The organism is Paenibacillus pinisoli, assembly GCF_003605435.1.
Classification (GTDB): domain Bacteria; phylum Bacillota; class Bacilli; order Paenibacillales; family Paenibacillaceae; genus Pristimantibacillus; species Pristimantibacillus pinisoli.
Genome location: NZ_QXQB01000002.1, coordinates 1,277,342 through 1,302,793, shown reverse-complemented (window position 1 = coordinate 1,302,793; position 25,452 = coordinate 1,277,342). Strand labels below are relative to the sequence as shown.

The window sequence follows — 25,452 nt, the reverse complement described above, 5'->3', positions numbered from 1 at the left end:
GGTAGAACATTTAGACAGGGCAAATAACAATCAGCGTTGATGCCGTATGCCTGAGGGTAAGTTGTGGTTTTGCACAGCCATGGTTTGCCTCCACCATCATTAACCCGACCGCATGAGGTCGGGTTTTTGCTATTTCAGTGGGTTATAAACGTATATCGACATGCGATTTAATCATTGATCGATGATATCCAGCCAACAATCTATGAAAAGCCGGCTGGTCCTCTTATCCGGGAGCTTCATAAGCGACGAACCGTTGACATAGGAGATACTCGCGAATAACGTTGTTTACTATTCGAAGTCCGATGTTCGTAGCGGGCCGTGAAGCATGCTCATATCCCAGTCAAGTAGACACGAATAGAGAGAAATCATATTCTACGGCTTCTAAGTCAGAAAGGGTTTGTGGATGGATTAGATAATTTTGCAATGTACAACTTTAGTTGGACTACAACTTAATAGGATTTGACTTATGATGTTCTGAAGACCTTACAATGAATTGGGGAGAAACAATGAAATCAAGAATACTAATTCTATTAATGACTTTTGCTATTTTATTCACGATAATTACACCGAGGGCGGCACCAAGAGCTGAAGCAGCAGGAGGCACAGTTACAAAGACCTATACAGCAACTGCCGATACGATGCAATTAAATGGTCAACTTGAATATAACGGAATCTATGATAATGACGGCGATGGTTATCTCTATGTCGGCATGAGCAATAATGACGGCTTCGTCAATGTGCGCAATAGAATGGCCGTAATTTTCGATTTAGGTGCTCCAGAAGGGACCATAGTATCAGCAGAGCTGGTCGTGACGGTTGCTACTGTATTAAGAGTTCCAAACCACAATCTGTACATGGAGGTAAGGGGCTCTGCTGCGAATAGTTTGAACCATAATTTTAATGGTACCTTCCCCTCTGTAGATACGAGTAGCCCTTACTCAGACAAGTTTACTGCGAAAAGCACTGCGGAAGTGCCAATGGGCACTTATCTTCAGGATCAAACGATTACACTCAACGTTAAGAGTGCTGTCGATGCCTTTACGGATGGTTCTGATCGCAAAGTAACTTTTACCCTTAACGGCAATGAAGCAGATGCAGACAGCGGGAGATTTTTATTGTATTCACTAGAAGCTTCAAATGCTGCATTCCGCCCAAAGCTAGTCGTTACTTATGAGACTGGACCGGTTAATACCGCTCCTACGGGTTCTTTTACGATTACGGAGGGAGCAATGACAAGCGCCAGCACAGTTAATCTATCCGTAACAGGCTCCGATCCTGATGCAGGTGATAGTGTTACCCATATGAGATTTGCGAATAGCGCTGCTAATTTATCGTCGGCATCCTGGTTGCCTTTCAGCAATACAGCAACATTCAGTCTAAGTGGAGGAGATGGGGCGAAGACCATCTATATGCAGTTGAGGGATTCCAACAACGGGATCTCAGCCAATTCTTCTCAGACTATTCTATTGGATCAGACAGCCCCAACAGGTACACTGGGCATTAATGATGGTGCTGCATGGACGAACTCACACACGGTCACTTTGAAAGGAACCTATACGGATGGAAGCGGCTCAGGAGTTGAGCAGGTGCGTCTCTCCAATATTAATGGCAGTTGGCAGACTAGTTGGTTCAGTGTCGCTGACCTTAACGGGAGGTCATGGGTCCTTCCGGCTGGCGAGGGAGCTAAGACTGTATATGTACAATATAGAGATAAAGTCGGAAATTCGAGCAGCTCAACCATTAGCAATACAATTACTGTAGATACAATAGCTCCTCTTATTACAAATGTAGTGAATAACAAGGCATATAACAGCAAAGTTACTCCTCTATTTCTCGAAGGCAGCGGATTGCTTAACGGGAGCCCCTATACCAGTGGCACAGATATCACGCAGGATGGAACGTATATACTGGTCGTCACCGATTTAGCAGGCAATAGTACGACGGTGGTCTTCATGATTGATATGACGGCGCCTATCGTGGCGGGAATAGCGAATGGCGGAATATACAACACAAGCAGAATGATTACCTTTAACGAAGGAACAGCGACCTTAAACGGAGCTGCTTTTCTTAGTGGTACACAGGTTTCTCAAGATGATGTGTACACTCTGGTCGTAACGGATGCGGCAGGTAATGTGACTACGGTAAACTTCACGATCGACAAGACCCCGCCAATCGTTACTGGAGTAGCTGAGGGCGGAGTGTACAAGAGCGCAACTCCCGTATTCACCGAAGGAACAGCGAAGTTGAATGCTGCAGCCTTTACTAGCGGCACTGAAATCGTTGCTGAAGGTGCATACACGCTTGTCGTAACGGATGCGGCAGGTAATGAAACGACGATAAACTTCGCGATCGACACAACCCCGCCAACCGTTACTGGAGTAGCTGAGGGCGGAGTGTACAAGAGCGCAACTCCCGAATTCACCGAAGGAACAGCGAAGTTGAATGCTGCAGCCTTTACTAGCGGCACTGAAATCGTTGCTGAAGGTGCATACAGGCTTGTCGTAATGGATGCGGCAGGGAATGAAACGACGATAAACTTCGCGATCGACACGACCCCGCCTACCGTTACTGGAGTATCTGAGGGCGGAGTGTATAGGAGTGCAACTCCCGTATTCACCGAAGGAACAGCGAAGTTGAATGCTGTACCATTTACTAGCGGCACTGAAATAGTTGCTGAAGGTACATACACGCTTGTCGTAACGGATGCGACAGGGAATGAAACGACTATAAACTTCAAAATTGAAAAAAACAATAGCGGTAGCCCAGGCAGCAGCGGAGGAGGTTCCGAAACCACAGAAAGCACATCAACCTCAGAAGTTTTACTTATTTTAGGTGATAAGTCACAAAAAGCGACCAAAGTTGTCGTCACTACAACGGATGGGAAGAAGGTAACAACTGTCATCCTGGAAGAAGAGCAGCTCAAAGGTTTGTTGAAGGAAGCAGGCAATAGTCCGGTTATTATAATAGCGGTTCGCAATAAATCAGATATTGTCAATTGGGAACTGAATGCAGCACTTCTACAAAGCTTTGAGAATAGCAACGCGATCATTCAAGTAGTTACGGAAAATGCAGTGTATAGTCTTCCATTAGATCAGGTCCCTGCTGATAGATGGCGCAATCAATTAGGAGCCAATATCCCTTTGAAGGATATGAAGATCAAGCTAGAACTGAGTAATCTATCTGATTCGGCATTTGTGTTCAAGGACTCTGGCAACGGACAAGTCACACTTGTCGCTCCACCCTTAAGCTTTTCTGTAAAATTTGTTTATGGCAGCAAAGAAGTGGAGTTGAACCAATTCGATACTTATATCGAGAGGCGTATTGCGATACCTGAAGGGGTAAACTTGAATCGTATCATGACGGGAGTCAAGATAACCTCAGACGGAACGCTCATTCATATTCCGACTAGGATCATACAAGAAGGCGGTCGCTATTATGCTGTTCTCAACAGCATGAGCAACAGCATCTATGGGCTAATCCAAAATGACAAATCCTTTAATGATGTATCCACTCATTGGGCCAAATCAAGCATCAATGACCTGGCATCAAGACTAGTCATTAATGGAGCGGACGAGGAACGGTTTTTACCGGATAGCGAAATTACACGTGCAGAGTTTATGGCTATTATGATCAGAGCATTAGGCTTAAGCTCAGCTAACAAGACGTTTCATTTCAAGGATATAACGGAGCAAGCATGGTATCATCAAGCCGTTCAGATCGGGTACTCTTATGGGCTGGTCGATGGATATAGCGATGCTTCCTTCAAACCTAATGAGAAGATTACAAGACAGGAAGCGATGGTTATTCTATCTAGGGCAATGATGCTTGTGAAGCTGAATAAGAAGATAGACCATACGAAGCAGCAAGAACTGGTCAACCATTTCGCAGATAGCGAGCAATTGGCCTCTTGGGCTCATCAAGCTGCAGCGTTAACCATTGAAAGCGGCATTATCGGCGGATACAAAGGCGAACTGCATCCTCTGCAAAATATTACAAGAGCCGAAACTGCAGCAATCATTCAGCGATTTCTTCAAAAAGCGGAATTTATTTAATCAATAGGAACTATATAGTCTGAAGGCAGCTCCTCGAAAACATACGCCCGACCCAATAACCTCATTAACAAACCCGACCGCTTGAGGCCGGGTTTTTGTGCTGAAGCTTAATACATGCCCCCCTTTTTTTGTTTCCATTCCCTTGTTTACTATTTGTTGATAAACATGGTTTATAATCCTCTCATTCAAGCAATTGAAAGAATGATAGGGGAGGATTATAACTTGAACAAGCTGTTAAGGAAAAGTTTGTCTATCATTATGGCATTGAGCCTTGTTTTATCGTTCAGCTCCGTCGCCGCGGCGGCCCCGGGTAAAATCAAGTTCAAACTATGGAGCATTGAAGGAAGACCGGGGCAATCGATCCACGTTACTTTGACCGTAGATTTACCAGCCGACAATCTCTTTTACGAATACACACCTTATGTAGATTCATCTGTGCCTATCACGGAGGCGTATTGGGGACAATGGGAGGACGATGGCACTCGGGTCCAGATGTCTATTCGAATTGCGGAAGACGCTCCTTCGGGTGATTATCCGATGTACTTTGATCTAGACAATATGTGGGTGAAAAAAGGGACAACCCGCGAAAATGTAGCTTTCACAACGGATTATGATACGGAGGACGGCGTGATCACCGTTAAGAAGCAAGTGTCCGTGGGTCATACGAGCGGAAGTGCGGGAGGTTACGTGGAGGTTCCGGTATCCACCAACTCCACCGAGCCGATCAGCGCATATAAGATAAAGATTCCGTACGATTCTTCCGTTCTCGAGGTCGTGGATGTGACGGCGGCCGAGGAAGGAATGATCTATTACGAAGATGAAGAAGAAGATGATGTTCTAGTCGTGGAATGGAACAATAACGACTCCTCTGTGCTTCTGACGAACAGAGAGCTGTTCAAGATGAAGTTCAAAATCAATGGCGATACTCCGTCGGGTCAGCAAGGGCTTCCAGCATACATCTACACGTTTTCAGACGAATTTGGCGAGCAGTTATCCGGAGTGGATTCGCAAATAGGCTATATCACCATCACTGAGAATCAGCCTCCATCTGCCGGTAACGTGAACGTAATAGGCACACCGCAAATTGGGGAGACGCTGCATGGCAATTACAGCTACTTGGATGCAGAGTTCGATGAGGAAGGCGTGTCGACGTACCAGTGGTATCGGGCAAATAACGCAGCCGGGGCGGGAGAGCAGCCTATTGCGGGAGCCGACGCGAAGACATATGTTCTCCAATCGGGAGATAAAGACAAATATATTCGTTTCGAAGTGACCCCAATTGCCATTACGGGAGCGGGGGCCGGGACTCCGGTGAAGAGCGCGTGGACGGGACCGATTGGAGTTCCGACCTACCAGGTTCTCTACGAAGCCAATGGCGCGACACAGGGCGACGTTCCTGTGGATACGACCGCTTACGAGACGGGGCAAGAGGCGACGGTACTCGGCAACACTGGAAATTTGGTGAAGACGGAGCACACCTTCGGAGGCTGGACGACGGATGAAGCCAATCTTGGAACCATCTATATGGCGGGCGATTCGCTTCCGATCGAATCCATGCACCGTACGCTGTATGCCAAGTGGGTAGTGAACCGTTATCCGGTGTCTTTCCATTCGAACGGCGGCAGCGCGGTGCCGAGCGTTACGGCGGATTACAATAGCTTGATCGCGGAGCCGCAGAGACCGACCCGCTCGGGCTATTCCTTCAATGGCTGGTACAAGAACGAAGAGCTGACGGAAAGATGGACGTTTACCTCGGATAAGGTCGTTGCCAACACGATGCTGTATGCCAAATGGTCGCCAAATTCCCAAGGAGGCGGAGGGGGTGTGCCTACGCCATCCGAGCCATCTGAGCAGAGCCTGAGCCTGCTGATCAATGGCAGGGGAGAGAGCTTAGCCAAAGCGGATACGAAGACGGAAAACGGGAGAAAAACGACAGTTGTCTCCATAGATGAGGCTAAGCTGGAAAGTGAGTTAAATGAAGAAAAAGCGGGAGGCACGCTGACCGTTCCGGTCGCAGTGCTGTCGGATTCCGTTATGATGGAGCTTAAAGCAAGCACGGTGAAGGCGTTGCAGCACAAAGATATGGTTATCGAACTGCAGACCCCGAGCGGAACGTATTCGCTGCCGGCTTCTCATATTGATCTTGCAGCCTTGTCCGAACGACTTGGCTCCAATGTTCCGACAGAGGAGATCAAGGTACGGCTGAAGATCGCCAAGACTTCCGAGGATCAAGAAAAGGCCGTTCAAGACGCCATTGCGAAAGAGGGCCTGACGCTGGTCGGCGAACCGCTTGAATTTACGGTAGAGGTCAGCTATGGCGATCGCAGCGCCGAGATCGAATCATTCTCCTCTTATGTAGAAAGATCCATCGTTCTGCCTGGCGGCACGGATGCATACCGGATTACGACGGGAGTAGCGATCGATCCTGATGGAACGGTGCGCCATGTTCCGACGAAAATCATTGCGGAAAACGGCAAACATAGAGCCATCATCAACAGCTTGACGAATAGCACCTATGCCGTTGTCTGGCATCCGGTCTCGTTCGCTGACGCAGCCCGTCATTGGGCGAAGGATGCGGTTAACGAGATGGGATCGCGCTTAATCATTAGCGGCATTGAAAATAACCAAATCAAGCCGGACTTGGCGGTTTCACGCGCCGAATTTACCGCGATCATCGTGAGCGCTCTAGGGTTTAAGTCTACGAATGAAGCCGTCAGCTCCTACTCGGACGTAAGCGCTTCGGCATGGTTCAGCGGTGCGATCGAGTCGGCGAAGTCCTATCATCTGGTCGGCGGTTTCGAGGACGGCACGTTCCGTCCATCGCAGGAACTGACTCGCGAACAGGCGGTCGTTATTTTGATGAACGCGATGGAGCTTACCGGACTGAAGCAGAAGCATTCCCTTTCTTCAGACGCTATGCAGCGGCTCGACTCCTTCACGGATACCCAGGAAGTGTCGGAGTGGGCGAGGGAGGCGATGGCCATCGCTGTCGAAGCGAAGCTGGTGACCGGACACAAGGATAATCGCCTTGCTCCGCAGAGCTATATTACGCGGGCCGAAGTGGCTACAATCATTCGGCGGTTATTGGAACAATCAAATCTTATTTGATTCAAACGAAGCATAATTAATGGCTGCACCGCGATGAGGGTGTCCCATAAGTCATGATTAATGACTATTGGGGCAGCCTTCTTTTTTTATGATCAAAGCTGCTTGGGCAATATAATGATCCCCCTGACCAATTGCCAGGGGTTTTTAATATTAGTCGATCTGTGTTTATACAACTTTCGTATGACTCATTTTTATCCCAAATCCACTATACTGGGGCTTATGGGATAGACGATGCCGGTGCACGGTCCCAGCATTTTTTTCGAGCGGAGAGAAAGTGAACGAATTACGAGATGACGGTTCGATTATTGGGGGAGCGTAAAGAATGACACGGATGCTAAAATGGAATGGCTTCATGAGGAAGGTATCAAGCATAGTTCTCATTGCTGTGTTATGGGTCAGTACATACCCAGTGGCATGGGCTGATGGAGGAAGCGGGGTTATTCCGTTTATTCAACCTCAACAAGCTTTGCTTGATCGCCCCGTCGCTATAGAGATAGACAACAGAGGTAATATATATGTTGCAGATTACGGCAACAACCGGATTGTTAAATTGGACAGTAACGGAGGCATTCTTGCCGAGTGGGGGGAAACAGGAAGCGGCGATGGTCAGTTTAATTATCCAAGTGGAATCGCATTTGATAACAACGATAATGTCTATATAGTAGATAGGGAGAATCACCGCATCCAAAAATTCGATTCGGAAGGCAATTATCTCACGAAGTGGGGAGTGCTCGGCGCCAATGATGGGGAGTTTAGAAATCCGGCAAATCTTGAAATTGACCGCAACGCAAATATAATCTATGTTACGGATCGGGATAACCATAGAGTCCAAAAGTTTGATTTGAACGGTCAGTTTCTGGGTAAGTGGGGGAGCAATGGCAATGGAGATGGGCAATTTAATCGGCCATATGGTCTTGCGATTGCTCAGGATGGGAATGTTTATGTAACTGAAAGCGAAAACCATCGCATCCAAAAATTCGATGCGGATGGCACTTATATTAGTCAATGGGGGAGCTTCGGTACTGGAAATGGTCAATTCCGGTATCCTTTTGATATTGCGATAGACAATAACGGCTATGTTTATATTCCTGATGCTCAAAATAATCGAGTCCAAAAATTCGATTTGACTGGGACCTATATTAGTCAATGGGGGAGCATCGGTACTGGAAATGGTCAGTTTAATTTTCCTAACAGTATAGCAAAAGATAGCAGTGGTCATGTCTATGTAACGGAAGCCAATAGCCCGCGCATCCAAAAGTTTGATTCGAATGGAGACTATATGGGCAAATGGCCTGTACCCATACCCGAAGCGCCTCACTTGCAGCTTGCTATAGCTGGGGATGGGCAAGTTAGCTTGACTTGGGATCCTGTAGATAATGCCTCCGGCTATAAAATTTATCAAAGCTTGAGCGCTTCTATGAATGGAACAGAAGTAGGCACGGTGGGCGGTTCAGTCTACGATTATACGGCTGCGGGGTTGGCCAATGGGACGACTTACTATTTTACGGTTAAGGGAGAGAATGTCCAAGGTGAAAGTCCTTCCTCCAATATCGTAAGTGCAACTCCGTTTACAGTGCCGGGAGCGCCAACGAACGTTGTGGCTGTGCCAAGCAATCGTCAAGCGACAATCACCTTCGACGCACCGGTGTTTGATGGAGGCAGTCCCATAACGGATTATGAGGTCACCGTATATCCGGGAGGGCAGAGCATAATCGGAGCTAGCAGTCCAATCGTTGCTACGGGCCTGACGAACGGGACAGCATACACGTTTACAGTGAAAGCGATCAACGCCGCAGGCAGCAGTGTAGAGTCGACAGCTTCCGGCAGCATTAGGCCTATGCCGCCAACACCGGCACCAGGTCCGAGCAATCCAGAGCTGCCGGTTGCAGAAGTGGACATACGGTTGAATGGGAAAGAGGCTGCAGCAGGAACAGTATCGGCAACCCGGTCGACACGAGAAGGCCGCAATGAGCTTGCGATCGTACTGAATCAGGCCAAGCTAGCGGAGCAGCTTAAGAATGCCGATCCAGGAGCTGTGCTAGAGGTTGGGGTTAGCGGCCAGCTGGATGCAGAGATCTACATCGAGCTAAGTGGAATACAGCTTGAATACTTACACGAAAAGCAAATTGTGCTGGAGCTGCAATCTCCTACAGGCATCTATCGAGTGCCCCTCCAATCCATTGATCTTCATCAACATCGAGCAGGCAAGCCGATTACGGAGTTGCAGGAATGGCTAGTGCGCATGGGCGTAGGAGAAGCGGGGGAGACCTTGCTGAATGTTGCTAAGAAAGCAGCAAGGGATAATGGCATGACCCTCCTGGCAGAACCGGTACGTTTTACTTTGATGGCTTACAACGGAGACGACCAATGGGAGCTGACGACAGATCGTTTTGCGCAGAAAATGATCAAGCTGCCGGATGACATAACGCCAGGCCAAGTGACGACAGCCATTGCGCTGGGAAAGGATGGAGCGATCAGGCATATGCCGACGAAGATGTCGACGGCAGACGGCAAACGATACGCAGTGGCAAGCAGCTTAACCAATGATACCTATGTCTTAATCTCTCATTCGCTTACGTTTAAGGATGTGCAGGCCCATTGGGCAAAATCTGCAGTGAATGAGTTGGGAGCGAGACTCATTGTACGGGGAGACAGCATGGGGCTGTTCCATCCAGAGGACGATATCACTCGTGCCGAGTTCGCCGCGATTCTTGTAAATGGTTTAGGTCTGAAGATGAAGGGAGAGCCATTCTCGCCTTATTCTGATGTACAACCCTCCGCTTGGTACAGTGATGTGATCCAAATCGCATACGAGTACGGTCTTATATCTGGATTTGAGGATGCTGCATTTCGTCCAGATGATAAGCTGACACGGGAGCAAGCGATGAAGATCCTCTCCAATGCAATGAAACTGACAAGGCTGAGCGACAAACTTCCTGTACAGGTAGAGGAACAGCTTCTGGCATCGTTCGACGACGCTAATGAGGCTGGAGAATGGGCACGGAGCAGCATTGCGGATAATCTTAGAGCCGGCATTATCACAGGGCGAGACATTCATACGCTTGCACCAAAAGCATTCATCATGCGGGCGGAAGCTGCGGTTATGGTTCAGAGATTATTAAGAGAGTCTTGGCTTATTGATTAAAAAAGGCAGTGCAATCCGGCGAATTGTGGCTTTGCACAGCCACGGTTCGCCTCCACCAACCTTACTAAAACGAACACGATATACTTACTTGGTGGATTTGCAGTAACACATTGGTTCAACTAATGAAAAGACAGTTAGGCGTTCAAGCTTAACTGTCTTTTCATTTTTGGGACGTATATGGAACTACTGTGTTGAATCAATTATTGTATAGGTTGACGGTCCATTGCACATTATTAACTGGGTAACTGTTTGTGTTGACAGTAATAATCTGCCGGGTTGAGCTAAGCTTTAGCGGGTCTGTAGGTTACCAAGAGGGAACCAACCTTAAGTGTTTTGACGTCCACGAGATGGAATTCCTTCTGCTCATTAAGATTGTCAAACAAATGCTCACCTACGTTGACCACAACCGGGTGCATGACTATCTGATATTCGTCAATGAGATTCGCGTTTGCAAGTGATCGCACGAGCGTTGGACTACCGAAAATAACAATGTCGCCACCGTCACCTATTTTCAGGTCCTTAATTTGCTCCCTACCGGAAAATCTTCAATCCTTGCAACTTGTCCTAAAGAAAGTTGTATATAGTGGGGGGGACGATATCCCTCGCCTCCACCATGAAAACCCAGTCCTTATGAGGACTGGGTTTTGTTGTGTCAAAAAATGCAGACATGCTGTAGATGTTTCGAACTTGAATTTGCGAAAAAAGCAAAATATAGGCATTTTAATCAGTAACAAGCGCGGAGTTCCATTCATATGTTGTCATTATGAATTGGCGGATCTCATTGGGGCGGTTGGTTCTGTTCTTCTTCCAGTGCGAGGTTACGCTGCCAGCAATACAAAAAATGGAGGTAAGAGTATGAATAATTTCCAAAATGATTTATCGAATCTAAGTGTTTCCCCAATTAAGGCCAGTGAGGTGACCCCTTGGAACGTGCAAAACGAGCAACCAGCTCGTCTGTGCTTCTTCAGTTGTATTAATTGCTTCTTCAGCTGTATTAATTGCTTCAATTGCTTCAATTGCAACAACTGCCATAACTGCCACCACTGCCACAACTGTCATAACTGCCATAACTGCCATAATTGCCATAACTGTCATCGCGGAGGACAATAAGGCGCTTTCTTCTAATATGGCAGCAGTTATATCTACTTATTGAGAAGAGAAGGCCTTTGAATCAAATGGATGTACATCCTCTAGAATAGATTTTAGAGAGACCCCGGGTCAATCTAGTCTATTTTAGGGGGTGTTTTGCGTCCGCGGTGAAAGGACAGAAGTTGCAACGTTACTGACATGAGGGACAAATAGCTAGACATAAAATTATATGTAATGTATTGGGGCAGATCGAGAACTGCTTATGAGGAGGAATAGAATGATGGAGTTAAATCCTTCCATGCGTCTAAAGGTGAAACGGGATACGTTTTTTCTCCCTGATTCGGGTGGTGTGTATTTCCGAAACAATGTGAGCTCGTTCCGTATGGAAGGTGAGGCGATCGATCAGTGGATTGAAAAGCTGATACCGATATTCAACGGGGAGCATAGATTGGGGGATTTAACCGACGGATTGCCGGACCAGCACCGGAACCAGGTATATAACATTGCAGAAGTCTTGTATCGCAACGGCTATGTTTGGGATGTGAGCCAAGATGCCCCGCATCAATTGCCGGAAGAGGTTTTCATCAGGTATGCTTCTCAAATTGAGTTTTTGGAGCATTTTGGCGATTCGGGTGCATATCGGTTTCAAGCCTATCGTCAGGCCAATGTATTGGTTGTTGGTTCTGGTCCGTTTCTGATATCGGCGATTTCTGCGCTGCTTGAATCCGGGCTGCCCAGGTTTTATGTACTGGTCTCGGGCTCGGATGCCACTGACCGGCAACGAATGGCGGAAATAGCGGTACATGCTCGTAAGTCAGATTCTGATGTGGCTGTTGTGGAAATTACCCTGCCAAAAGAGGAGGAGATCGGGTGGCGGGAGATTATAAGCCCGTTTGATTCGATATTGTTCGTGTCGCGTGAGGAAGATATCGAGGGACTTCACGCTCTTCATGCCGCTTGCAGGGAGGAGAACAAGGTGTTTCTTTCTGCTGTAATGGTGCAGCAAGTCGGTATGGCGGGGCCGTTAGTGCATCCGGACGCTGAGGGATGCTGGGAATCGGCATGGCGCCGCATACACCAATCTGCGATCTCTAAAGACCCGCAGTTGCACGCCTTTTCTTCTACAGCGGGAGCGATGTTGGCTAATGTGATGGTATTTGAATTATTTAAAAAGTTGACGGGAACGGACGATTCGGAACAAAGTACCCGATTTTATCTATTGGACCTGGAGACCTTGGAAGGAAAGTGGCATTCGTTCATGCCTCATCCGCTTGTAACCGGAATTCATACACCTGAATGGATTCAGGATTGGGAGCAGCAGCTTGAACGGAGATCGAGCAAAAGCGAGAGCGGATTAATTCCTTACTTCATCCGATTGACATCGGCGGAATCAGGGATTTTTCATGTTTGGGAGGAGGGGGATTTAAAGCAGCTGCCGCTGTCTCAATGCCGCGTTCAAGCTATCGATCCGCTAACGGAAGGACCGGCGGGTCTGATGCCTGAGATTATCTGTAACGATCTGACGCATGAGGAGGCGCGGCGGGAAGCGGGTTTAGCCGGGATTGAAGCCTATGTATCGAGAATAGCCGATCTGCTGTCCTCCCATCAGGAAGTAAAAGGCGGAAGGATAGACACGCAACAATTTATTGGCATCGGGGCAGGAGAAACGGTTGCGGAGGGGATTGGCCGAGGGCTGCAAAGGTGCTTGGACGAAGCATTGCGCAGGCGTCAGGCGCATCAGTTATCCGTTGTATCCCGGGTTCAGTTAGGCGCGGTAGAAGATCAACACTGCTCTTATTATCTGCAGGCTTTGACGACCATGAAGGGAGAGCCGCACTTCGCCTGGGGAGAGGAAGTGTTCGGATTTCCTGTGATGTGGATCGGTACGAGGGATGGCTGGTATGGACATGCAGGCTTGAATGAGACATTAGCTTTGCGGAAGGCATTGCAGCAGGCTCTGCTGGCAGCACAAAACCAATCGGATGGTCTCAACTCTCAAGCATTAGCGTTTTCATCCGTGTATCTGGATGGGCAGGCGCCAGTAAGGCTCGTCGACATCCCTGCCTGTGACGCGACGTCCCAACAAGAGGTGCTTAAGTCCGCCTTGCAGGTTCTGAATCGGAACAATACGAGGCTCTTGGCCCTCGATCTGGCAGTAGAGCCGTTTTTGAAGGAGGAAATAGCAGGGGTATTTGGTGTGGTGCTGCGAGAGGAGGAATCCCGGTGAGCGCTAGGATTGCGATTGTAGGAGAAGGGGTGTTGGCAGACTGCGTGCATGGGGAGCTGTCAGCCCAATTCGAGGTTGTTCGTCAGTTTGATTTCGAGGCAGGAGTACCGGAAGCGGTAGATATAGTGCTAGTGTTGCACGATGCTTGGCATCCTCACGTTCATCAAAAGGCGGAAGAGGCGCTGCGGGCGACTGGCATTCCTTGGCTGCGAGGTTTCGTTTCATTTGGCGAAGGCGTGATCGGGCCGTTGGTTCGCCCGGGTATACAAGGCTGCTCCCAGTGTGCTGATACGCGGCGACTTATGGCGGGACGTGAACGCAAAGAAATGCGGGGAATGCAGCAGAGAATGGCAGCACAAGGGGGGATTTCGCGTGATGCATGGGCGTCACGCACAGGACTCTTCCAGGTCGCTCACTTGCTGGCAGATGAGACGCGAAGGGCATTGCAAGGCAATACGGTTCAATTGGCAGGGAAGATATTTTTGGTCAACTTGAAATCGCTGGAGAGCACCCTCCACCGCATTCTCCCTGACCCGCTATGTCCGTATTGCAGTCGAATGACTGACGATTCATCGACAGCAGCTCATATTTCGCTGCAGCCAAGCCCTAAGATTAGCGAAGACAGTTACCGCTGCCGCTCCATGGATGAGCTCAGTAAAGTGTTGGCCAAAGACTATCTGGATTACCGAACCGGCTTTTTGAATGGGAAAATGGCTAGCCTTCAGTCGCTATTCGCCGATGTGAGCGTGAATCTGCCGTTGTTCAGAGAGGATGTGGGATCGGCCGGCCGCTCTCATTCCTATGCGGCGAGTGAGTTGACCGCGATATTGGAGGGGCTCGAGCGGTACTGCGGATTGGCGCCCCGAAGCAAACGGACGGTAGTCCATGGCAGCTACCGCAGCCTGAGGGATCAAGCGCTCGACCCGGTTAAAGTGGGGGTGCATACAGAAGAGCAATACGCCCAGCCGGGGACTTCGCTCACAGCGTTTAATCCCGATCAGCCAATCAAGTGGGTATGGGGCCATTCGTTTTTGCAGGAGCGTCCCATTCTGGTTCCAGAGCAGCTCGCCTATTACAGCATGGGCTGCGGGCACAACTTTGTGTACGAAACATCCAACGGGTGCGCGTTAGGCGGGAGCTTGGAGGAGGCTGTTTTTTACGGCATATTGGAGGTGGTGGAGCGGGATTCGTTCCTGATGACCTGGTATGCACAGCTGCCGCTCCCGCGCCTTGACCTGAATTCAGCCAATGACCCGGAATTGCGCTTGATGATCGATCGGCTGCAGGCAGTGGCGGGGTATGATGTGCATTTCTTTAACTCGACGATGGATAATGGAATTCCAAGCGTATGGGGAATAGCGAAAAACAGGAAGCAAACAGGAGCGAATCTCATCTGTGCGGCCGGAGCTCATCCGGATCCGGTGCGGGCCGTGAAAAGCGCGGTTCTCGAGCTTGCCGGCATGATGCAGACGCTTGATGAGAAATTGGCTGCGAACCGGGAGGCGTATGTCCGGATGTTCCATGATTCATCGCTGGTGCAGCAGATGGAGGATCATTCCCTGCTTTACGGATTGCCGCAAGCGCAGGAGCGTCTAAACTTTCTGCTGGATGAGAGTCGCCCATTGCGAACGTTTGAAGAGGAATTCGAGCGGGGAGCAAGGCATACTGATTTGACGGATGACCTGAAGGACATTCTTCATACATTCCGCCGGCTTCATCTCGATGTAATTGTGGTAGATGTAACAGCGCCGGAAATTAAACGAAATGGTCTGCATTGCGTGAAAGTGCTGATCCCCGGGATGCTGCCGATGACATTTGGACATCAGTTTACACGCCTGGCAGGGCTTGAGCGAGTGCTGTGGGTACCTGCGGAGCTGGGGTATGTAAAGGAGCCGCTTGAACCAGATGAACTTAATCCATATCCGCATCCGTTTCCATAAGCATAACAATATGGCGTGGTTGACCACCCTCGTTCATATAAGGAGGGACAAGGATGAGTCTGGAAGCTTTTTTGCACAATCTGCATTATGACATTGATAAGACCAAGCCGCCGGACTTGGCGGTGGATTGGCAAGACGGACCGCTTGCCTATAAGCTCTATCGCGGTCTGCCTGTGGTTCCGCTATCTCCGGAAGTACCGCTGACGCTCGAAGGCAGTGAAGCGCGGCTGTTGCCCGACCTTCGCCGAATGGGTCATTTTCTCTGGTACGTATTTGGGCTTACTCAATTGTCTCAAGCCGTCTTTTCCTCGAACTCCACGATGCAAGCGATGGGCTTGCTTCAACTGAATCGGAGGTTTGCTCCTTCCGGGGGAGCGTTGTATCCCAATGAATTATATGTGTATCTAAAAATAGAGGATTTGCCTGCGGGAGTCTATCATTATGATGTGGCGCATCATCGCCTGGTGTTGCTGCGGGAAGGCAACTTCGATTCCTATCTGGCAAGGGCTCTTGGCAATCGCTATGATGTGTCGGCTTGCTTTGGCGCTGTAATGGTATCGAGCATGTTTTGGAAAAACTTTTTTAAATACAATAACTTCTCCTATCGCCTGCAAGGACTTGATGCGGGTGCTCTGATCGGGCAGCTCTTGGAAGTGGCCAAACGGTTTGGCTTTGCACCGGGGGTTCATTTCCGGTTTCTTGATCGGGCGGTGAATCATCTCCTCGGGGTATCCGAACAAGAGGAAAGCGTGTATGCGGTCATTCCGCTGTCGATAGAGCCCGGGATTTATGGGGCTGCGAATTCGAATGAGACAGAGGAGTTGGTCTCCGCTGCCGAGCTATGCCGGAAGCTGAGGGCGGTTCGGCATGACCATTATGTCCGGTCCCGGAGGGTTAAGGAATTTCCGCTGCTAATTAGAATGAACGAGGCCTCTCTATTGGAATCCCTTCGGCCGATACCGCAAATCAGGGAAAAGAAGATTGTTCACAGCGAGGATTCAGTGATAGCTCTGCCCCGTATGAATCGGTTGTTGTATGATCTGGCGGCTGTGAGCCGAAAGCGGTATTCGCCGGACAGCGATTTTATGATGAGCAAGATAAGCCAAGAACAGCTAGCCTTACTGTTGCAGGAGACGACGGCTTCCTTCCGGTATTGGAATGATATAGATGTCGGACAGGAGAACGCCGTTTCCCGCGTCTCATTATATGTATGTCTGTATAATGTCGAGGGTATTCCAGAGGGCGCTTATTATTATGACAGCGATGCTCATGCGTTGCGATTGGTACGTCCAGGGGATCATCGGCTCCCGCTGCAGCGGGGAATGCCTTCCGATAATGTGAACCTGTTTCAAGTGCCGCTATGCTTTCATATTGCGGGAGACAAGGATCATCTTACAACAACGCTGGGGTACAGGGGATACCGCATCCAGCAGATGGAGGCGGGGATGCTTGTACAGCGATTGCTGTTAACAGCATCAGCTATCGGGTTAGGCGGGCATCCGCTCCTCGGATTTGACGCCCGATTATGTGATGAGATGTACAAGATGGCTTCGCAGGGATTAACCAGCCTCATCCAAGTGCCGGTAGGACCTTATCGTCGAGGCCCTCGTCTAACGGGAGGGCTGCATAGCTAGAAGAGAGGGCCATGCTTCGACATTCAGTTGCTCAATGAATCCCGAAGGGAGAAAACTGGCAGAGCGCCGCTAATGTCGACCAAAAGATTACGGAACGGGCGAAATCCTGACCCGGCCCAAAAGTAAAATCCACAACCGCGAGGTTGTGGATTTTTGCTTTATATCGCGAGACGGTTATAGCTTGAACTTCGATACCGCTTCTTCCAGGCCGGTCGTCCTTGTCTCGAGCTGCTTGCTCGTATCGGCTATACGTTTCGTGGCTTGCAGCTGATTGGCTGACATCGATTGAACGGCTGACGCGTTTTCCGCAGCTGTTGCTGAGATTTGCGAGATTTGCTCAACCGATGCGGCGATTTCTTCGGAGCCGGCCGATATTTCTTGGGCAGCGGCTGAAATATCCTGAATTTGTTCGTTAACGATCAGAAACCGGTCAGCCGTATGGTTGAACAGCAATTCCACTTGGTTGAACAGCTCTGTGCTTTTCGCCATCTCATCGCTTTCTTTCAACATCCACGATCCGATCTGCGAGGATTCCTGCTGGATTTGCTGCAGCAGCGAGGTAATATGCGCTGCGGACACCGAGGAGGCTTCCGCTAGCTTGCGCACTTCTCCGGCAACGACGGCAAAGCCTGAGCCATGTTCGCCTGCTCGCGCGGCTTCAATAGAAGCATTAAGCGCAAGCAGCTTGGTGAGGTCGGCAATGCTGGCAATCGAATGAAGGACAGGCTCAATCTCCACCATATACGTATTCAGCGCTTGTACGGAGGTTGTGGTCTGGTGGACAACCTGAGACATGAAAGCGACTTGCTCCTTCAAACCGTTAATGGAGCTGCGTCCGTGCTCGACTGTATCCAATGCTTCACCGGAAGCGTTGGATACATCGGAGGAGGCTTCGGACACTCGCTGGATAGCAACGATAATTTCTTCCATGGATTTGGCGCTCTCTTCAGCAGCGATACGTTGATGCTGCGCCCCGTCCGCCAGTTCGGTAATGGATTGCTCAAGCTGTTGGTTCAAGGAGACCAGCTGGTTCACCTCCAAGCTGAATCGCTCGGTAGATTGGACGAGATCGTCTGTCGTTACAGTGATATTGCCAAGGACATCGCCAAGGGTGGCTCCCAGCCGCTCCAGCATTTTGTTCATAGCGGAATGCGCTTGACCGATTTCATCGCTGGACTTCACATTTCTGGCGAGCAGAATCGTCCTCGCTTCCGCGAGATCGCCCCGGGCTATGGCCTCCGCACCGCCTACGATAAGGCGTAGAGGCCGCAGGGCTCTGAACATAAACCATGCAATCAGAGCGAAAATCAGCAAGGTTAAACTTCCCATTATAATGAATAATGGGGTGCTGTTTTTCATAATTTCCCGATGAATCGTGGATGCAACGGACACATTGGTATCGATGCCTAGCACTCCGATCATCGTTCCGTCCGCATCGTGAAGAGGCGCATATGAAGAGATATAATCTCCGTATACGAGGTTGCGGATCACGTCGCTCTTCGAGGATTCCCCGTTCAACAGCGCATTAATAGATGCTTCAGGCACATCGGTGATTTCCCCGATTGGAGAAGCGGAATCCGATTCCTTAGGTTGTCCGTCAATAAGCAGGACAGGCTGTCTTTGGTCGTCAATCATAAAGGTGTATACATACTGTGCGCCAATCTCTGAGCGGAACTGGTTCATCTCTTCGCGGATGCTCCAGTACAAATCATTCTCTTGCGGATCATTCAAAAATTGTTTGTAAGCATTCAAGTCGAATCGCTGTGCGTATGCTTCGGCTATATGAATACTAAAGCTGCCGATCGTTTCGTTGCTGGCCTTCTTGATGTTCTGGATTTGCATGTAGATGAGAGTGGCAGACAAAATAACGAGCAGCGCCAGAATGCTAATAGATAATTTTACAGCCAAACGATTCTTAAGTTTAAACATGATGCCGTTTCTCTCCCTCGGTCCTAGTGCCCATGAATGTCAATGAATCATATATCCCAATCTCATAAGTTGTTCGACAACGCTTTCACTTATCCTGCCATTTGCTAGTTTTTTCGGTATATATACTTCGATATTGGTTCGGAGCTTCCTATACGTGCTCAGACGCAAATGGAAGATTATGATGTGGGAGTATTCATTCACCGATATCAATCGTAGAGGCAAACGTTATGATTTCAAATATATCGATATTATCAAAATCATTCAGTATTCAGAGGAAATCATCATTTATCTCCAAGGGAAACGGATTCGGGCCAAGACTGAAACGCATATATATGTCCCCAATCTGCTTGCTAAGTTGAGCAGGTATTAAAAACTTGGCCATACCGGTCATTAGTTAAAATAGCAGACATAAAAAATATTAGCTAATAAGCTGGAGTTGGTATTAAACTGGCGCCAGCTTGTTTAAGTTGTTAGTCATGTTTGCAGAAATTCTTTCTATTGCTCTCTTAGGATGGAATATATCCCCATGGAATATTTCTTATAGTATAATAGTGCCAATTGAACCTTAGTACTGGAGGAAACAATCATGTCACTTCCTGCCGAATTATCCTCGATATTTAGAAGCAAGCAAAAGTCATATAAAATGGTGCTTATCCTTTCTATAATAGATGAGTATCAGATCACTAATAATCCATTGATTTCACTTGATAGCGTCGCAAGCCGATTCCTAACCTATTACCAAAGTAGCATCGCAAATGGGGAAAAGGTAGATGAACCACCGAGTGGTGTAGCAGCAAGCTGGTCAGATTTTACTCTAAGTAAAACAAGGTCATTGCTCTACACGCCTATTAAAGCACTATCTTCGGTACTAGAGGAAAGTGACGGAGGACAAAAGATTTCTTTTAAGTCATTAATTTGGGACCAGCTGAATGACAATATGATTAATGAATTACGCAGATACGCCTTAACTGAATTAGATAGCTATAATAATAATTTAACTTCACCCATATCACTAAAACAGACTTTGAACCAAATCATGAGTAGTTACATAAGTGCTAAGACACAACCGTTCTCCAATCATCCATTAGGTGAATTACTGAGACAAGCGCTTCCAGAAAATATAAGAAAACTATCATTTATCGATCAGAGGTACAAAGTACAGGGATCGATCGGTCAGGGAAATTGGGCTAATATTCCTTGGCTAGCAATTATGGATAAGCGAATAACTGAAACTACACAGCATGGAGAATATGTGGTGTATTTATTTGCCGAGGATATGAGTTCGGTCTATTTGACGTTGGCTCAGGGGGTTACCCTTCCACTTAAAGATCGTGGGAGAAGAAATGGGTATCAATATCTCGAGCAGAAGGTCAGGGAAATGCGTGAGCTACTACCGCTTGATAATATGCAAAAGGATGAGTATATCCACCTAACTTCCAGTGGTCTAGGTCGAGATTATCAAATTTCCACTGTCGCATATATTCGTTATGAACGGGGTCATATTCCAGATGATGATCAATTAATTGCTGATTTAGACAATATGATTTCAAACTATAAATTTTACGCAGAAACAGTGACAGCCAATAGTCTTGATAAAAGACCAATATTTAAATATACACTGGCTCATCTCTACTTAGCGCAGGGTATTATCGCTTATCTAGGAAAGGAATTACCTACTCCAATTGATTTAGATGAATTGGTAGCCAATCAATCAATCGTATTAATTTCAGGTGATGAAGTAAAACATCCTAGGGAACGAATCCAACATATTGGACGTGCATTGCTGGAACTCGATTTGATATATATAGATAATAGTTATTATTCATTAACTTCATTAGGAATTCAATATTTCAATGCTTTGGATTCAAATCCATGGCGGTTGAGCTCGGAGCAAATTAACTTACTTAGAGAAAAGCTAGCCAATGATGAAAACAGTGACGAGAGCAGCAACCTAATAAAAATAATAAATATGGCAATAACTATTGTTCGACAATTAAATGAGTTCTCTTTGGGAACTTTTAATGAGAAGTTTATAAATATAATGCAAATGCAAGATGAATGGGGAAAGGTCACCCAAGAGAATAGATCGAGGTTTATGTTGAATTGGTTGGAAGAACTTTTATTTATTCAAAAGTCAGGAGAAAAGTATATTTTTCAAGGGAATAGGGAGAGTGAACCTTTGGATGCATCAATTGTACCGGAACGAATCGAAAACATTAAGGACTATATTAAGCAAAAAGGATTTCACTTTCCCGACTTGTTAATAGAGAACCTCTATTTATCACTTAAGACCAAACCATTTGTTATACTGGCAGGTGTATCAGGAACAGGGAAAACAAAGCTTGTTAAGTTATTCGCAGAGGCTCTTGGTGCAACAAGTAATAATAAGCAGTTCACACTTATCCCCGTAAGACCAGATTGGAGTGATCCCTCTGATTTACTAGGATATAAAGATCTATCGGGATCGTTTCGCCCAGGGCAGTTGGCAGAGGTACTGGTTGAGGCATCAAAAGCGGAGAATCGTCAGAAGTCATATTTTATCTGCTTAGATGAAATGAATCTGGCTAGAGTTGAACATTACTTCAGTGATGTACTCAGTGTTATTGAGACACAAGAATGGAAAAGCAACCATATCGTAACGGCTCCATTAATCTATACAGAATCCCTAAGTCTAGAGGATCAACAGGTGTATGGTAACTTGACCCTGCCTGATAATGTTTATTTGGTTGGTACTGTGAACATGGATGAGACCACACATCCCTTCAGCAAAAAAGTACTCGACCGTGCAAATACAATTGAGTTTAATTATATCAATTTAGGGCAGTTCCCAATGTTTAAGGTAGGATCCGCACATGACAAAGGGATAAAGAAAGTAGATAATTCGTTCTTACGTAGCGAGTATTTACAGTTAGTTGATGTCTATCAAGATCATTATGATTTGGTACATAGAACTACTGAAAAGCTCGTAAAGATTAACGAAATTTTAGAAGAAATCCATTCCCATGTTGGTTTCCGGATTCGCGATGCAGTTTGCTTTTATATGATTTATAATGAGCGGTTTCAGTTATTTACTGAGGATGCTGCATTCGATCAACAACTGCTTCAAAAGATATTACCCCGTGTTCAAGGGAGTAGTTCTTCCGTTAAACATGCATTACTTCAATTGATGCAAGGAGCATTAGGTAGAACATTGCCGATTTCGGAGCTAATGGATGATGCCTCAGGTTTATATGAGAGATGGAGCGCTAGCCATACGGTAGAAACAGCGAAACATCCGCAAACCGCTCGAAAGATTGCTTTTATGTTACGGAGGTTGGAGGAAGATGGCTTCACCTCATTCTGGCTTTCCTAATGAAAGTGTTGAGCTTCTATACGTAGAGACAAACTTATTTAATCTATATATTAAAGGAAAACCCTTTCACCCTACGGTTGAGACTTTACATTTACACCGTACTAATGAGAAAGCATGGGTGGCCGCTGGGTTACAGGTATCTGCTACTTCTCCATCCCTAAAGATTGAAGCTATTTCTTTATTTAATCCAGAGCTTAAAGAATTGGCTATTTGGCAAATGGGAGAACAGAGCTTGCCAATATTTTTTGAAACACAAAGCTATGAGTTAGTAGTCGAAAAAAAAGAAGAAATAGCATTATCATTTCATCATGATAATGTCTTTCTGAGGCAGGCTGTTAAACCATTAGGCAAAATGATTTTAGCTGGTATATTACAATTTCAAAACGAAGTTGGGCTTACAGAACTAGAGTTTCGGCTAAACGGAAATCCTATCTTTCAATTACAATTGGAGATCTTTCCTGCCAAAATTGATTATAAGCATGACTATCAAATGATTCTTCGAGATGTGAATCAACAGATTTATAATCTGTCATTTGATTTTCTTAGGAAAACGTACAATTTAACGGGGCTTAAGGGAACAGGTAATCAAAGTTTAACGGAATTCTTCACTATACTTCAACATATATTCGGTCAGTTGGTTAATGCTGTGGAGCGGATTAAACTAGCCCCTCATTCCAAGCTAGAGTGCGAGAAGCGAATGGTGGATGTGGCGAAGGTGAAGAAGGCTGGCAGAGAAAGCTTAACCCTTTTAACAAAACGACCACATCTTCTTGTTCCTGATGAGAAGCTAGGCTTTATTCCTGTAAAAGATAAGATGTTTTATCCAAGTCATGCGGTGGAAACTAAACGGCAGGTTAATTATGATACGATAGAAAATCGTTTTGTACGTTGGGTACTGTTACGTATTTACAATAAACTCAATGACTTAAAAAAACGCTTATCCGAAAAAAAACGCCAGCAGGATCCGCTTTTAACTAAACGCTTGGGCTTTATGCAAACGCAACTCCAGCGATTATTGAAATTTGATTTCTTGGACGTTGGGGAAATAAACCAGCTTTCGGTATCACTTGTCTTACAGATGGCACCAGGCTATCGAGAAGTTTATCGTAATTACCTGATGCTCATGAAAGGCTTATCTATTCAAAGTGACTTATTCAGACTATCGATGAAGGATTTGGCCCAATTATATGAATATTGGTGTTTCCTGAAAATCCATGAACTTCTTGGACGGAAATATGAGTTGCTACAACAAGATATCATAAAGGTGTATCATACGGGCTTGTTCGTAACATTGGATAAATCTCAGCAGGCAAAGATGGTTTACCGTAACCCTAAGAATGGTGAAAAATTCACCCTTTACTACAATAGCCTTCCTAAAGGGGATCATAGTGAGACTTTGGGGCAGAAGCCTGATAATGTTCTTACACTTAAGAAAAATGATTCCGCCGTAGAATATAAGTATATATTTGATGCTAAGTACCGCTTGAACCCGGCTTATGAGGGCACTTCATATCACCGTAAATATAGGATACCAGGACCGGAAGAAGAGGATATCAATACGATGCATCGTTACCGTGATGCAATCGTCTACACTGATATCAAGAGCCGAGAGTTGGAGCGGAGTATGTTTGGTGCATATGTATTATTTCCATATCATAATGAGGAAGAGTACCGAAATCATCAGTTTTATAAAAGCATCGAATTAATTAATGTGGGTGCATTCCCGTTTTTACCCAACTCTACGAAGTTAATGGAGGACTTCTTGGATGAGATAATATTAGATAGTCCGGAGAAGGCTTATGAACGTTCAATTCGTCCAAGAGGAACAAAGGAATACTATCGTAATCTGATGACAGGTAAAAATGTTCTTGTAGGATCACTTAGAGAGGTCTCACAATTAGAGGATGCACTGCGGTATAAATTTTACCATGTTCCATTAGAGAATATATCCGATCACTCTTTATTAACACAGCTTGAATACATAGCGCTTTATCAGTCAAGAAATCAGTTTCATGGCCAGGGAGAAGCTGGCGTGAACTGGTACGGTAAGGTGGCTGATTGGAAGGTATTACGTCGTAAAGAGATCTTAGAGCGACCAGCGAGATACGGCTCAGAGGAAAAATTATATGTGAAGTTTACGGTACAAGAATGGTTTAAGCGTGAGAAACCAATCGTACCAGGAGGCAGAGGGATATATTCGCTTTTGTATACTTCTAAATATATGTTTGATCGTGCTTTTGAAATCGCTGAGCTAAAGCTAAATACAGATGAGGATCTTGTGACATGGCGTGAGCAGCGTCGAATAGGTGCTGTTAAAGTAGAACTTAATCATAATCAGGTAGATTTGGCAAGCAAGATAATAGGGATACATTTGAGAGAGTGAATATTTGGGGATTAGTGGGCACCATCCGGAGTCGGATGGTGTTTTCGTTATTAACAAACAATCCCATTTGCAAAATTTCTTTGTTATAATGAATAAGCAAATCCCTTGAAGGATAAGGATGAGCAAACGCATTCGTGCAGTATATATTATCTGTATATAGGCTGGTGAAATCTGAATGAGTGAAAAGTTTTGGTTAGTTGTACAATATCCTCTGAAAAGCGCCAAAGGCAGTGCGCGCGACCATTGGTTAAAAGATAAAGTAATGGAATACTTAGAGATCTCTCTAGCAGATGCTGAGTTAGGCTCAGTGGATGGATTTGATATGGGGAGATGCATCGCCGATCCGAAGAAGTATGTGCTTAACATATTTTGTGTCGTGACGGAAGAAGATCAGAGCATCGCCTTGATCAAAAGAGTTTTGAGAGAGAGCAGACTTGATTATACCAAGATAAAAATAGCTACAATGCCTTATGGTATAGAAGAAGGAGCTTATACGTTGAAATATGCTTATAAAAAGGGCGTTACTGAATTTTCGCTATAGTATCGAGAGGGACCTTTGGACAGGAGATCAATTTTCCTCGACTCCACCGTGA

Annotated in this window: 12 protein-coding genes; 9 read left to right on the top strand and 3 right to left on the bottom strand. The window is 46.5% G+C overall.

Features of this window, described 5'->3' with window-relative positions:
• Positions 1–506 precede the first annotated feature (506 nt).
• The 3 genes from D3P09_RS13105 (at position 507) to D3P09_RS28490 (ending at position 10,305) form a co-directional block, all read left to right on the top strand.
• The gene (locus tag D3P09_RS13105; RefSeq protein ID WP_165867422.1) at positions 507–4,052 is read left to right on the top strand and encodes an S-layer homology domain-containing protein; all 3,546 of its coding nucleotides are present in this window, start codon (positions 507–509) and stop codon (positions 4,050–4,052) included.
• Between the two features lie 222 nt (positions 4,053–4,274).
• A complete protein-coding gene (locus D3P09_RS13100) occupies positions 4,275–7,160 on the top strand; it encodes an S-layer homology domain-containing protein (protein ID WP_165867421.1) in 2,886 nt (961 codons plus the stop codon).
• Positions 7,161–7,482: 322 nt separating this feature from the next.
• Positions 7,483–10,305 carry an S-layer homology domain-containing protein gene (locus tag D3P09_RS28490; protein WP_120110429.1) on the top strand — a complete coding sequence of 941 codons (2,823 nt, stop codon included), beginning with the start codon at positions 7,483–7,485 and terminating at the stop codon, positions 10,303–10,305.
• 281 nt (positions 10,306–10,586) lie between these two features.
• Here the strand turns inward: D3P09_RS28490 and D3P09_RS28485 are convergent, their stop codons facing one another.
• Positions 10,587–10,820: a dihydrofolate reductase family protein gene (locus D3P09_RS28485; RefSeq protein ID WP_424452406.1), complete on the bottom strand. Its 234-nt coding sequence runs from the start codon at positions 10,818–10,820 to the stop codon at positions 10,587–10,589.
• Between the two features lie 370 nt (positions 10,821–11,190).
• Positions 11,191–11,391, bottom strand: a complete 201-nt coding sequence (locus tag D3P09_RS13085) for a hypothetical protein (RefSeq protein ID WP_133305002.1) — start codon at positions 11,389–11,391, stop codon at positions 11,191–11,193.
• A gap of 280 nt (positions 11,392–11,671) precedes the next feature.
• Here D3P09_RS13085 and D3P09_RS13080 point away from each other — a divergent pair, with 280 nt between their 5' ends.
• The 3 genes from D3P09_RS13080 to D3P09_RS13070 are packed head-to-tail and all read left to right on the top strand — an operon-like array spanning position 11,672 to position 17,195.
• Complete coding sequence (locus tag D3P09_RS13080; protein ID WP_120110421.1) at positions 11,672–13,621, top strand: putative thiazole-containing bacteriocin maturation protein; 1,950 nt, start codon at positions 11,672–11,674, stop codon at positions 13,619–13,621.
• Positions 13,618–15,561 carry a TOMM precursor leader peptide-binding protein gene (locus D3P09_RS13075; RefSeq protein ID WP_120110419.1) on the top strand — a complete coding sequence of 648 codons (1,944 nt, stop codon included), beginning with the start codon at positions 13,618–13,620 and terminating at the stop codon, positions 15,559–15,561. The genes D3P09_RS13080 and D3P09_RS13075 overlap by 4 nt, the downstream gene beginning before the upstream one ends.
• A gap of 53 nt (positions 15,562–15,614) precedes the next feature.
• Entirely contained in the window at positions 15,615–17,195 is a 1,581-nt protein-coding gene (locus tag D3P09_RS13070; RefSeq protein WP_120110416.1) for a SagB family peptide dehydrogenase, read from the top strand.
• A 174-nt stretch (positions 17,196–17,369) separates the two neighbouring features.
• Here D3P09_RS13070 and D3P09_RS13065 read toward each other — a convergent pair whose 3' ends face one another.
• Positions 17,370–19,124, bottom strand: coding sequence for a methyl-accepting chemotaxis protein (locus D3P09_RS13065; RefSeq protein WP_120110414.1), 1,755 nt, complete (start codon positions 19,122–19,124; stop codon positions 17,370–17,372).
• A 586-nt stretch (positions 19,125–19,710) separates the two neighbouring features.
• Between D3P09_RS13065 and D3P09_RS13055 the strand changes: the two genes are divergently transcribed.
• From D3P09_RS13055 to D3P09_RS13045, 3 genes are all read left to right on the top strand, one after another.
• Positions 19,711–22,476 (top strand): MrcB family domain-containing protein, encoded by a 2,766-nt coding sequence (locus D3P09_RS13055; protein ID WP_243644124.1) that lies wholly within the window; start codon positions 19,711–19,713, stop codon positions 22,474–22,476.
• Positions 22,448–24,859: a restriction endonuclease-like protein gene (locus D3P09_RS13050; protein WP_120110408.1), complete on the top strand. Its 2,412-nt coding sequence runs from the start codon at positions 22,448–22,450 to the stop codon at positions 24,857–24,859. Before D3P09_RS13055 ends, D3P09_RS13050 begins: the two co-directional genes overlap by 29 nt.
• A 175-nt stretch (positions 24,860–25,034) precedes the next feature.
• Positions 25,035–25,400 (top strand): hypothetical protein, encoded by a 366-nt coding sequence (locus D3P09_RS13045; RefSeq protein WP_120110406.1) that lies wholly within the window; start codon positions 25,035–25,037, stop codon positions 25,398–25,400.
• Positions 25,401–25,452 lie beyond the last annotated feature (52 nt).